This window comes from Flavobacterium sp. P21, assembly GCF_050632225.1.
GTDB lineage: Bacteria > Bacteroidota > Bacteroidia > Flavobacteriales > Flavobacteriaceae > Flavobacterium.
In genome coordinates this window covers 2,078,576-2,091,210 of sequence record NZ_CP192585.1, presented here as the reverse complement: position 1 = coordinate 2,091,210, position 12,635 = coordinate 2,078,576, and the positions used below count along the sequence as shown (strand labels likewise).

Sequence of the window (12,635 nt, the reverse complement as noted above, 5' to 3'; positions counted from 1 at the left end):
CGCAAATATATAAAAACGCAAACTATATATCCGTTAAAATCCCATTTAAAGCGCTTAAGTTATTAACACAATTGTCTGAAAAATCAAAAAATCGGGACAAAAAGTCAATTTTAAATTTCAACTTCACAAATTCTAATTACTAAAATTCCAAATACCATACTTTAGAATAAAAAAATCCAAATTCCAATTTTAAAATTGAAATTTGGATTTTAGCTTTTTGGAATTTTCTGTTTTTATTTTTTATTAAAATCTCCTGCGTAGATTGAAGTCATTTTATCTAGCGAAAGATATTTCCTTAAAACACTATTTACTTCCTCAACTTTTAGCGCTTTAACTTTAGTTTCAAGATCATCATAATCTTCCAAAGGAATTCCGTATTGCAAGTAAGTATTTGTCAGTTCCATCAAAGTATAATCAGTTCCTAATCTGGTTTTTCTTTCGTTTTGCCAGCTTACTAAATTTGATTTTAATTCTTCGGCTGTAAATCCGTCTTTCAATGCTTTAGCAATTTCTTCTTTTGCGACACTTTCAACAGCATTCTTTTTCGTCGGATTTAAGAACGCATAATAACTCCAAGCCGCAACATCGTTTGTAATTGGCACATCGATAAACGAACCTGCACCGTAGCTAATACCTTCTTTTTCTCTTAAACGCATCGGGATTCTAGCACTTAAAAATCCTCCGCTTCCTAATATTTCATTTGCCATTACAAATGCAGGATAATCGGCACTATTTCTTTTCATTTTAAAGCTTATTCTACCTAGAGCAACGGCATTTTCTTTATCTGGCGTTATGATATCTTTATCCTCTTTGGCTGTTTCAAAATAAGTTGGCAATGCAAGTTCATATTTCGATTTAGAATTCCATTTTCCAAAAGTACTTTCGAGAATTTCTCCTGTAGTTTTTGGATCTAGGTCACCAACTACACTTCCAATACCATTGTTTCCACCTAAAATATTCGTATAAAAATCAACAATTTCTGATTGCTTGATCTTCTTAAAAGCGTCCATTTGTTCCTGAATAGTTGGTGTATAGAAAATACTTTCTTTTGGATATTTTGTAGTCTGCCTATTAACTTCAGTAAATGCAACTGACTGTGGATCATTTAAATTAGCCTCTAAATACGTGTTATATTCAGCTATCGTTTTAGTCAATTCATTTTCTGGAAAAGTTGAATTAGCTAATAAATCAGATACGATTCCCATTACTTCTTTAAAGCTTTCTTTGTAAGTACTAATATTTAAAGATAAAGTTTGTCTTGAAAAATTAAAATTAACAGAAGATTTCAATTTATCTAAACGATCTTGAATTTGCTCTTTAGTTTGCGTTTTTGTCCCTGTTTTTAGCAATTGAGCAAGAATTCCCCCAACATCACTTTTGCCAGCTAAATCTTTCTCATTACTAACCGGAAATTTAAAACTTGCGTTAACTTTTCCACCTTTAATTTCCTTTTTTATTACCCCGTATTTTATTCCGTTTGTCAGTTTTCCTTCTGTCAAATTCTGTTTTAAATTTTTGATTGAAGCTTCAAAAGACGCAACTTCTTTTTCTAAAGCTTTTCCTTTGTAATCTTTAGTAAGTGCAACAATTTGCTCATCAGTATATTCTACAGGTTTTAATCTTTGCTCATCTTTTGACGGAATAAAAATACCAACTGTTCTATTGTTGCTTCTAAAATACTTTTCGGCAACGCGCTGAATATCTTCTTTTGTCAATTTTTCGACAGCATCTCGATATAGATACCCTAATCTATAATCTCCAGAGCCTATAATTTCAGTCAAATTGATTGCAAATGAAATGGTGTTATTTTTAATAGCGTCTATTTGCTTAATAATTTTTGCCTGAGCTCTGCTTACATCCTGATCTGTGTATTTTGTCGTAACAATTTTATCCAGTTCTGCCCTTACAATATCTTGCGTTGCCTTAATATCCTTATCATTTGCTACAGCAAATCCAAAATACATATAACTTGCATCTCTAACTGTTGGTTGCCAAAAATACAAACTAGAAACTTTTTGAGTTTCAACCAATGATTTATATAAATATCCAGATGGATCTGCAGTCAAAATTTCACCTAAAGCATCTAGCGCGAGCATAATCTTTATCGGCATAAGAAACTGTGTGGTACAATGCCCCTACATTCTTGCTTTCTCCAGCTCTTTTTAATTCTACAAACTTCTCTCCATCTTGTGCTGGCTCAATTGTATAGGTTTTATCCAAAACTCTTTTCGGCCTTGGGACAGCACCAAAATACTGACCAATATACTGCAATGTTTTTTGCTCGTCAAATTTACCAGCAACAATTAGTGTAGCGTTATCTGGCTGATAATATTTTTCATAAAAAACTCTAAGCGTATTTGCTTTTACACGCTCAATGTCTTCTTTGCTTCCAATAGTACTATTTCCGTAATTGTGCCACAAATAAGCAGTCGATACAATTCTTTCCTGCAAAATGCGGTCTGGATCATTTTCTCCAATTTCAAATTCGTTTCTAACAACAGAAAATTCTTTATCAAGATCAGTTTGCAAAATAGTAGCATTTACCATTCTATCTGCTTCCATTTGAATACTCCACTTTAGATTTTCATCATTTGAAGGGAAAACTTCATAATAATTTGTTCGGTCATACCAAGTAGTACCATTAGCATTTCCGCCTTTATCCGAAAGCATTTTTTTAATGTCTCCGAGATTTTTTGTGCTTTTAAAAAGCATATGTTCCAACAAATGCGCCATTCCCTTTTCACCATAACCCTCATTTCTAGAACCTACATTGTAAACAATGTTAACCACCATATTGCTTTGAGAAGCATCTGGAATCAACAAAACTTTTAATCCGTTTTTTAAAGAATATTCTTTGACACCTTCGACATTCGTAATAAATTTAGGCGTCTCTTTAGGCGCCGCCGGTTTTTGTGCGTAAACTGAACTCAACGAAATTAATGAGCGAGCATAAAATTCCACTTAGTAATAGGTTTTTCATAAATTGTTAAATGGTTTGAATTTATATTATTCTTGGTAACCAAATATAATATTTTTCTTAAACAGAAAACCCTTATTAACTTACTTTTAATATTTTACGGAATCACGTAAAACACTCATTTATAAACAATAAAAATTAGAACAAAAAAAACCGAGACAATTTTACGTTGTCTCGGTTTTAAAGAATTATAGTTTTAAAATTTCTTTTAAATTGAAATTTAAGATTTCAAAAGTTCAACTCCAGGCACTTTTACGTGTGCGGCATTTGCTCTTCCGCTTGGATCGAGATTGTCTTGCCATTTCGGAATCCATTTTCTCACCGTTTGAGCTGGCGCTTACTTGTGGATAGAATTTATGAAAAATAGATCTGTACAAATACGCCTCTTTTGTTGTTGGCGAATTGTATGGAAACTCTGTACTTGCACCAGCCAATTGCTCGTCTGTCACTTGTGTTGCACAGTATTCAATCAATTCGTCAACCCATTTGTAGCCTACTCCATCAGAAAATTGTTCTTTTTGACGCCATAAAACTTCGGCTGGCAAATATGGATCTTCTGGAGTATCAAATGCTTTTCTTAAAATATATTTTTCGATGCCGTCATATGTTTTTGGCTGTTTTTCTTCCGGCTTGATTCGGATGGCAACATCTAAAAATGATGTGTCTAAAAACGGAACTCTCGCTTCTAAACCATGTGCCATTGTCGTTTTGTCTACACGTAATAAATCGGCAGTAAAAAGCTTTTGTACTCTTTCTATAGTCTCATCCTGAAATGCTTCTGTAGATGGAGCATTTCTAAAATATAAATGTCCACCAAAAATTTCATCGGCACCTTCACCAGAAAGCGACACTTTTATTCCTTGATCTGCAATTGCCTTTGACAATAAATACATTGGAACACTAGAGCGAACAGAAATAATATCGTAAGTCTCAATATAATAGATCACTTTTTCCAAAACCTGAACTCCTTCTTCTAAAGAAAAATGAATTTCATGATGATCTGTTCCTAAAAATGCGGTAGCTTTTCTTGCGACAATATTATCTGGTGCATCGGCATTTAGTCCAATCGAAAATGTATGTAATTTTTCTCCTTTTTCTTTCAAAAGTTTTGAAGCAATCGAAGAAATCAAAGAAGTATCCAAACCGCCAGATAAGATAGCTCCTAATGGAACATTGCTAAGCAGACGCTTGCGAACAGATTCAATCAAACTCTCACGAATTAAGCCTAAATCTAAGCTTTCAACAGCTTTTTTATGATCTTCGCACTCTGGCTGGTAATATTTTACAAAGCCAGTTTTTGCTGTATAATAGTGTCCTGGAGGAAAAGTTGAAAACGATTTACACTGATCTGCAATTGATTTCATTTCAGAAGAAAAATAAATCCTTCCTCTTTCATCCAATCCATAATATAATGGTTTTACTCCAATAGGATCTCTTCCTGCGATATAATCGTCTCCATCGATTACCACAAAAGCAAAATCTCCATCAAGTTTATTACAGAAGTTATATCCAAATTCTTCATACAAATGCACAATCACCTCTGAATCTGAATTGGTTCTGAATGTGTGATCTTTTAAAACAGTGTTTTTTAATTCCTCATAATTATAAATCTCACCATCGTGAATCACCCATGCACGATTTGTTCCCTGAATAGGCTGTTTGCCTGTTTGCAAATCAACAATTGATAAACTTTCGTGGCAAAGCACGCTTCCGTTATCCATAATATGAACGTCACTCTCATCAGGGCCTCGATGTGACATTCTCGCTGAAAGCTCTTTTACGAGTTTAGGATCTTTTCCTTTGCCTATAACGGCCAATAATCCAGACATATTCTAATTTTTTTACTTAATATTTTCTTCAAACTCACTATATGAAGCCAATTAGTCGCAAAAACGATTATACCTTATAATCTGTCGCAAAACTAAATATTATTTTCTGTTCTTTCTTTACAATCTTATTATAATATCAGGCATTTAACTTTATTTCGGCGAATGCCAAATATAAAAAAGAAAGCCAAATAATTGTCAAAAAACAAAGCGTAACTATCTGAAATATTACAACTTAAATTTAAGACAAGAAAAACGTCCTCTGAATTGAGAACGTTTTTCGAAAAAATATATACTAAATCTAATAAATTAACTTGTTTATGCTTTCACATAAGCGTCATCGTGAACGTTTGCAACCGCTCTTCCTGATGGATCGTTTAAGTTTTTGAAAGCTTCATCCCACTCCAAAGCGATTTTTGTACTACATGCTACACTTGCTTCCTGAGGAACACATAATGCCGCCGCATCACTTGGGAAATGTTCTGTAAAGATTGAACGATAGTAATACTCTTCTTTTGAAGTTGGTGTCTGCAATGGGAATTTGAATCTAGCATTTGCCAATTGCTCATCCGAAACTTCTCTTGCAACCACTTCTTTCAAAGTATCGATCCAGCTGTATCCTACTCCATCAGAAAACTGCTCTTTTTGTCTCCATGCAACACTTTCTGGAAGCATATCTTCAAAAGCTTTACGAACAACCCATTTTTCCATCGGGTGTTCTTTGTTGATCATTTTATCTTGTGGGTTGATGCGCATTGCAACATCCATAAACTCTTTATCTAAGAATGGCACACGACCTTCAATTCCCCAAGCGACTAAACTTTTGTTTGCACGCAAGCAGTCGTACATATGAAGTTTCCCTAATTTACGAACGTTTTCTTCGTGGAATTCTTTTGCGTTTGGCGCTTTGTGGAAATATAAATATCCTCCAAATAACTCATCTGCTCCTTCTCCTGAAAGAACCATTTTGATTCCCATAGACTTGATCACTCTCGCCATTAACCACATTGGAGTTGAAGCTCTTACAGTAGTTACATCATAAGTTTCAAGGTTATAAATTACATCACGAACAGCATCTAAACCTTCTTGGATTGTAAATTTGATTTCGTGGTGAATTGTTCCAATATGATCTGCTACTTTTCTTGCTGCACGCTAAATCAGGTGAACCTTCTAAACCAACTGAAAAAGAGTGCAATTGTGGATACCAAGCATCTGTAGTATCATCTGATTCAATACGTTTTTGAGCGAATTTTTTAGCTACAGCTGAAGTGATAGAAGAATCTAAACCTCCAGAAAGTAAAACTCCGTAAGGAACATCACTCATTAATTGTCTGTGAACTGTCGCTTCAAGCGCTTTTCTGATTTCAGGAATGCTTGTTTCGTTATCTTTTACTGCATCATACTCTGTCCAATCTCTTTTGTACCATTGTACAAATTCTCCATCTTTGCTTGACAAATAGTGTCCTGGAGGAAATAATTCGATTTTTGTACAATATCCTTCTAAAGCTTTTAACTCAGAAGCTACGTAGAAAGTTCCATGTTGATCCCAACCAATGTACAATGGAATAATTCCCATGTGGTCACGAGCAACAAAATATTCATCTTTATCAACGTCATAAATCGCAAATCCGAAGATTCCGTTTAATTCATCAACAAAACTTACTCCTTTTTCTCTGTATAATGCTAAGATAACTTCGCAGTCACTTTCTGTTTGAAAGTTATATTTTCCTTCAAATTGCTTGCGAAGATCTCTGTGATTGTAAATTTCGCCATTTGCGACCAAAACCAACTTTTTATCTTCTGTAAATAAAGGTTGTTTTCCTGAAGCTGGATCTACAATTGCCAAACGCTCATGCGAAAGAATTGCTTTATCATTACTGTAAATACCGCTCCAGTCTGGTCCACGATGACGAATGATTTTAGACATTTCTAATACTTGAGGTCTTAAAATTTCGGCTTTTTGTTTTAGATCAAAGGCACATACGATTCCGCACATAATTCTATATTTTAATATTTTTATTCTGAAATTTTATTTTGATAGGGCAAAGATGAAATATTAGTTACAATTGAAAAACACAATTCATTATTTCAATTACATTTTATAACCATATTTTTGTTTTTACATACAAAATGTAAAATTTTAACATTAAAAAAAGCCTTAAACTTGAAATTTTCAATTTTGAGCCAAAAACTGCTTTAAAATTGAAAGTTTAATCTAATTTTTTGAATTAAATTTTGAGTTATTCAAATATCCATGAAAGATTCGCAAGCAAAACCCAAAAAGGTGTTCAGATATTATTCTATGTTCAATCTTGTCATTTCTGTAAAGGTTAGATATTTCGGTAACAAAATTTAAATTTAATAAATTTTGTTACGATGAGAAATAATAGTCAAGATTGTACATTAGAGAGGAACTATTTAGAGAAATATCGTTTCTTGATAAAAGAATATGAGCAGGTGAAAAACAAAACTCATCCACTTTATAAAAAGGCGATGGATTTTTACACAGCAAATGACACGTGCAGAAAAAGTTTCTTAAAGTATTATAATCGCTATAAACAGAGTGGGAAATCTCAGGATCTATTGCCTCAAAAGCGAGGTCCAAAATATAAAACCCGACGTCCTTTGCCTTTTATAGAACAAAAAGTAATCGAATTAAGAGAAAAAGGAAACAACAAATATGAAATTGTTAGTATCTTAAATCCCAAATTAGGAAAACATGCACCATCATATTCTGGAGTTTATAATATTTTAAAAAGGCATAAAATAAATAGATTAACTCCGAAGATTAAAAAGAATCATCAGAAAATAATCAAGGAAAGAATGGGACAGCTGGGTCATATTGATTGTCATTATTTAAGTAAAAGCATAATTCGTGGAGAAAATAAAAAACTCTATTTAGTCTGTGTAATTGATGATTACAGCCGGATTGCCTGGGCAGAATTAGTTCCAGACATTACCAGTTTAACAGTGATGTTTGCGTCATTAAAATGCTTAAACATCCTAAGCAGTCATTATGAAATAAAATTTGAAGAGATATTATCTGATAATGGAGCTGAATTTGGACCTAAAACAAGCAAAGTCAAAAATAACCATCCATTTGAAAGAATGCTGATGGAATTAGGAATCGTGCACCGATATACAAAACCTTACCGTCCACAGACAAATGGTAAAGTAGAGCGGTTTTGGAGAACTCTGGAAGACGATTTATTAAGAGACACGGATTTTGATTCTCAAGAAGAGCTAAAAGAAGAATTATTACAATATTTATATTATTATAATCACGAAAGACCACATCAGGGAATCGATGGAAAAAAGCCAATTGAAATGATAAATCCGTTACCGAAATAAGTGACTTTTACAATTTCGATCCCGAAGTCTCAGGAGAGAAATCAAACTTGAGATTCGACAAAGATTGGCGAATTTGTATGCAGAATTACCAGTACGGTTTTCTGTCTTTAAAATAACAAAGACGTAGTGGATTTAGTCCCTACAGGACAATTGTATTGGGTTGCTTATATTTCTACCAATATTTGATCTCTACGAGATATGTTTTTTTAACTATATATGTGACTTTTTATAATTAATGATTTTTTGGGTAGTATTTAATTTCTTCAATTGGTACTCCGTTAGGAGTTAAATATTGGTAGAAAAACATATTCGCATAAAAATTGTCCCGTAGGGACTATACCTTGAGTCCCTACGGGACAATTGCATTGGGTTGCTTATGTTTCTACCGACATTAAACTCCTAACGGAGTGCACTCGAAGACAAAAGCAGGTTTTTATTTAAATCTTAAAAATCATATCTCGTAGAGATTAAATATTGGCAGAAAAAAACACGCACAAAGTAAAATTGTCCCGTAGGGACTATACTTGAGAAATAAATTACTCAACACTCTCAATAGTATAATGCGTCTTATTAATCTCAAACTGAAACCCAACTTTATTTCCCATTAAGCGATTTCCTAATGGAGATTGCGGAGAAAGCGCAATGACATTAATTCCGTCAATTGCAATTTTTGGAAGCGCTACACTTACGTACAAATAGATTCCGTTTGCTTTTACCAAGCTTCCTAAAACTATATTTTCGGTAATTTTTGATGGATCTATTTTATCTAAAATTCCTTTTTGATCAATTGCTTCTTTTAATTTATTGGTCAATTTTTCCTGTTCGATGTGCATCATCGATAAAGCCGTTTCATGCTTATCACCAGCAGATCCTTTAGCATCATTTTTTGAATCTTCGGTCAATCCCGAAATCATGTCTTTAAAAACATCAATTCGATCCTGAACCATTTGGGTGTAATGTGTATATATTTTTTCTTTGAAAATCATCTTTTAAAAGGTACTGAGGTTCTAAGGTGCAAAGGTGCAAAGGTTTTTGTTCTTTGTCTAAATTTTTATTCGAAAAAAGCACTTGGGTAAACTACTTCTCCGCTTACATTGCTTAAACCATCTTCTGTCAAACTAATAACCATACAATTTTCTGCAGGAACCTCGAAAGGCATTTTTATATTATATTTTTTGCAGAGTTCATACCCAAATCTCGGATAATAATCCTGATGACCAAGCAAAATAACAGATTTATAACCTAACTTTTTTGCAATTTCATGTCCGTGGAATATAAGTTTCGAACCAATTCCTTTTCCATGAAATTCTGGCAAAACAGAAACTGGAGCCAATGCTAATGAATGAAAAGTTTGTGATTCATTTTTTATTTGCAGTTTAGTAAATAAAATATGCCCAATAATTTTGTTTTCAGTTTCGGCCACAATTGACAATTCTGGGATAAAAGCTTCGGATTTCCTCAATCTTTCTACCAAAAATTGCTCTTTGTGATCGCTGTATTCCTCTTTTTCAAAGGCTTTTTCTATCAATTGAAAAACACTTTCAAAATCGTCTTTTCTTTCTTGTCTTATTTTAATATCCATAAAAATAAAATTATAAAAAATTAGCCATGAAAACACGAGTTTACTCCAAAAAACTCATGAAATCATGGCTAAAAAGTCCCAGAGTTAAAGTGAGTCTGGGGCTGAGTGCCTTTACGGCAAAATCTTCCTAAAAGTCAAATTTGTAATTTCCTCCAACTAAAACTTGGACTCCCTGAACCGGGTAATTCAGCCATCTTTCGTAGGCCTGATTTCCAATATTATTTAGTTTTAAAAAGAAAGTCAGACGTTCATTGTATTTGTATCCTAAATGTGCATTGGCATCAAAATAGCTTTTCAAAGTCACCACAGATGGAGCAACACCCAAATCTAGATTAGTCTGCATGTCTTTTCGTTCTCCAACATAAAACACATTAAGACCTGCATACCATTGTTTAGTAATAGTAACGTCAAGATTTGAACTTAATTTCATTGAAGGTAAATTCCATGCTTCTAATCCGTCTGTTTTGTAGCTATTGAATGTTCCATTAATTCCAAAAGAAACATTTTGCGAAAAATCGGCTTTTAATTCTCCGTAGAAACGGAAAGTTCTCACATCATCATACACGACGTCAAAAGAGTTTCCGAAAGCATAGTTTTGGTTCGAAAAATCTTCTGTATAATCATGACTTTTGAACAACGCTTTATCTTTTTCATTCAAATAAGAACCTGTCAAATTATAGCTCACATTGTTTGCTAATTTCCCTTTTAATCCAGCAAAAACAGTATATTGATTGCTTGTTGGCCTCATATTTAAAGTTGGAGACAAAAATGGATTTTCGCTCACAAAATCAGCATAGGAATTTTGATTTAAGCTTCCGTTTGCCCCCGTATAGAAAATCATTAAATCGCCAACTAGTTTATATGATGCATTGATTTTTGGATAAACAAAAAATTTGTTTCCACTATTTTCAGAATCTAAACCATAAAACAATCCAGCTCCCAATTCTAATGTCCATTCGTTTTCATGAATCACAAAACTTGGTTCAATTCCAAAATTGGTCAAACTATATTTTAATGGCTCAGTATTATCTCTCGCATAATTATGCTCAAACGAACCGCTCACGTGATCTACAATAACATTTGTAGTTATGGCTTGATCCATTACATCAACTTTGAAAGTTGGCTTCAAGTAAAAACGATTTTCTGAAGAAGAAAAACTATCTGAAAAATGCGTAAATCGAGTTGCTATTTTACTGAAAATTCCCTCTGTAAATTCAGCATTTCCACCAAGTGAAATCGTATTATACGAATGATTCGGATTAATTCCTCTAATCAAATCTTCCTGTGTTTGAGGTGGCAAAGTCATTCCAAAATCCGCTGGAAGACCATACCAGTTGTAAAGCTGATTTTGATATCCTAAATCAACTCCCCAAGACATATCGCGATTGATTACACCATAACCTACATTTAAAGCTGTATCATAAAACTCATCATTTAAGTTTACATCCTTAATTCCGCCTTGCGATGAATGATGGCGCAACATTCCAGCCACATAATCATTATTTCCTAAATCTTGCGTTACAAACAATTCTGCATTTAGAGTTCCATAATTTCCAACACCCAAAGTTGCATAATTATTGAACAAACGTTCTTTTTAGATTTATCTACTGCTTGCGCATTTCCTTTTGAAGGCGTAAAAGTCGAAGCAACCGGAACCGACAAAATACTATATTTAATAGTTTCTTTTGGCTGATTGCCGCTGTCGTCAAGCGAAGGCGTTTCTTTCACTTTAAAAGCATCTGATACTGTTGGCGAATAAGGTTTTACTACATTAACTGTTTCAGTTCCGATGTTTTCATTTTTTTCTGAGAAAACGAAAGCTGGCAAGCAAACAACAGCAGTAAAACGATGATTTTATTATGGCAGTTTAATTTCATATTTCTTTTATTTTGTAAAATGCGAGTTGTAAAATGTCAGATGCTTTACAACTTACTTTTTACTTTTCCTATTTAACATCTTACTTTATCTAATTTTCTAATTATCTCAATTCTCTAATTATTATGCTTCCCACTCTCCTTTGGCAACAAACTGGGCTTTTCCTCCTATTTTGATATCAAATTGTTCTCCAGATAATTTTCCTTTAAAATAAATTTCAGATGGACGATTAATGTAATCTCCTTGATAATTTGTCAATTCGATTTCCGGCTTATGATATTTCAGTAAAAAAGCTTGCAGACAAGTACTTGCGCTTCCCGTAGCAAGCATCTTCAACCAACTGATTATGTTCTATACAAAGCATTCGACTGAACAGTTTTTCTCCTTCTAAATAGTAGAAATACAAACCTCGGTGATCTGTTTTGCAATTATTTTTGAGCCATTTGTCTGTTTTGTCTTTATCCAAAACCAAATTTTCCAATGCTCTTTTGCTCGCTTAATCCAACCATTACAAAAGCACTTCCTGTTGTCACTTCCTGAATTGGAAACTGATTTTCAAAATCACTTAATGTCAGATTGCTAAAAGTCGAGAAGTCTTCTTTCGAAAAAATATCCCAAAATTTTGGTCGCGCTGCTTTTAACCAAATCAAATCGTCTGATTTATGAATCGCGATTGGTCCAATCGGAACTTCCAATTTGATTTCTTCAGGTGAATTATTAAAAATCTTATTCATCAAAACCCATGAAGTGCCAATTATCGGATGTCCTGCAAATTGCATTTCATGCGCCGGAGTAAATATTCTGATTTCGGCTTTATTATTTTCTTTATCTAATTTGGTCACAAAAGTGCTTTCGGCAAAATTAATTTCACGAGCTATATTTTGCATTTCTGTCTGCACTCAAATTTCCTGCATCCAAAAAAACTGCCAATTGATTTCCGGCATATTTTTTATCGGCAAAAACATCAACTATATAAAAAGGTAAACTCATTTCTTTCTTTTTTCTTAAGAATCAAGAAGAAAGA

Annotated in this window: 8 protein-coding genes and 3 pseudogenes; 1 reads left to right on the top strand and 10 read right to left on the bottom strand. The window is 33.4% G+C overall.

What is annotated here, in order from left to right; translation table 11 throughout:
- Positions 1-233: 233 nt before the first annotated feature.
- The 4 genes and pseudogenes from ACQ9BO_RS10360 to asnB (ACQ9BO_RS10345) form a co-directional block, all read right to left on the bottom strand.
- Positions 234-2,096 carry a M16 family metallopeptidase gene (locus ACQ9BO_RS10360; protein WP_431244631.1) on the bottom strand — a complete coding sequence of 621 codons (1,863 nt, stop codon included), beginning with the start codon at positions 2,094-2,096 and terminating at the stop codon, positions 234-236.
- Positions 2,071-2,961 (bottom strand): M16 family metallopeptidase, encoded by an 891-nt coding sequence (locus tag ACQ9BO_RS10355; RefSeq protein ID WP_431244630.1) that lies wholly within the window; start codon positions 2,959-2,961, stop codon positions 2,071-2,073. The genes ACQ9BO_RS10360 and ACQ9BO_RS10355 overlap by 26 nt, the downstream gene beginning before the upstream one ends.
- 236 nt (positions 2,962-3,197) lie before the next feature.
- Positions 3,198-4,806: pseudogene (gene asnB, locus ACQ9BO_RS10350) on the bottom strand (asparagine synthase B).
- A 315-nt stretch (positions 4,807-5,121) separates the two neighbouring features.
- Positions 5,122-6,799: pseudogene (gene asnB, locus ACQ9BO_RS10345) on the bottom strand (asparagine synthase B).
- A 380-nt stretch (positions 6,800-7,179) separates the two neighbouring features.
- Between asnB (ACQ9BO_RS10345) and ACQ9BO_RS10340 the strand changes: the two are divergent.
- The gene (locus tag ACQ9BO_RS10340) at positions 7,180-8,154 is read left to right on the top strand and encodes an integrase core domain-containing protein (RefSeq protein WP_431241922.1); all 975 of its coding nucleotides are present in this window, start codon (positions 7,180-7,182) and stop codon (positions 8,152-8,154) included.
- Between the two features lie 536 nt (positions 8,155-8,690).
- On the opposite strand, the gene ACQ9BO_RS10335 is transcribed toward ACQ9BO_RS10340, so the two are convergent.
- From ACQ9BO_RS10335 to ACQ9BO_RS10310, 6 genes and pseudogenes are all read right to left on the bottom strand, one after another.
- Positions 8,691-9,140 carry a hypothetical protein gene (locus ACQ9BO_RS10335; protein ID WP_431244629.1) on the bottom strand — a complete coding sequence of 150 codons (450 nt, stop codon included), beginning with the start codon at positions 9,138-9,140 and terminating at the stop codon, positions 8,691-8,693.
- A gap of 65 nt (positions 9,141-9,205) precedes the next feature.
- Positions 9,206-9,736, bottom strand: coding sequence for a GNAT family N-acetyltransferase (locus ACQ9BO_RS10330; RefSeq protein WP_431244628.1), 531 nt, complete (start codon positions 9,734-9,736; stop codon positions 9,206-9,208).
- Positions 9,737-9,863: 127 nt separating this feature from the next.
- Positions 9,864-11,613: pseudogene (locus ACQ9BO_RS10325) on the bottom strand (TonB-dependent receptor).
- A gap of 121 nt (positions 11,614-11,734) precedes the next feature.
- Entirely contained in the window at positions 11,735-11,947 is a 213-nt protein-coding gene (locus ACQ9BO_RS10320) for a hypothetical protein (protein WP_431244627.1), read from the bottom strand.
- 122 nt (positions 11,948-12,069) lie between these two features.
- On the bottom strand, positions 12,070-12,498 hold the full coding sequence (locus ACQ9BO_RS10315) for a PhzF family phenazine biosynthesis isomerase (protein ID WP_431244626.1): 429 nt from the start codon (positions 12,496-12,498) through the stop codon (positions 12,070-12,072).
- Entirely contained in the window at positions 12,479-12,601 is a 123-nt protein-coding gene (locus ACQ9BO_RS10310) for a hypothetical protein (protein ID WP_431244625.1), read from the bottom strand. Before ACQ9BO_RS10310 ends, ACQ9BO_RS10315 begins: the two co-directional genes overlap by 20 nt.
- Positions 12,602-12,635 lie beyond the last annotated feature (34 nt).

What these genes read in the sequence shown, in the direction of transcription:
- ACQ9BO_RS10310 (WP_431244625.1), bottom strand. Translation starts at nt 12,601, where the DNA reads ATGAGTTTACCTTTTTATATAGTTGATGTTTTTGCCGATAAAAAATAT.
- ACQ9BO_RS10315 (WP_431244626.1), bottom strand. Translation starts at nt 12,498, where the DNA reads ATGCAAAATATAGCTCGTGAAATTAATTTTGCCGAAAGCACTTTTGTG.
- ACQ9BO_RS10335 (WP_431244629.1), bottom strand. Translation starts at nt 9,140, where the DNA reads ATGATTTTCAAAGAAAAAATATATACACATTACACCCAAATGGTTCAG.
- ACQ9BO_RS10340 (WP_431241922.1), top strand. Translation starts at nt 7,180, where the DNA reads ATGAGAAATAATAGTCAAGATTGTACATTAGAGAGGAACTATTTAGAG.
- ACQ9BO_RS10330 (WP_431244628.1), bottom strand. Translation starts at nt 9,736, where the DNA reads ATGGATATTAAAATAAGACAAGAAAGAAAAGACGATTTTGAAAGTGTT.
- ACQ9BO_RS10360 (WP_431244631.1), bottom strand. Translation starts at nt 2,096, where the DNA reads ATGCTCGCGCTAGATGCTTTAGGTGAAATTTTGACTGCAGATCCATCT.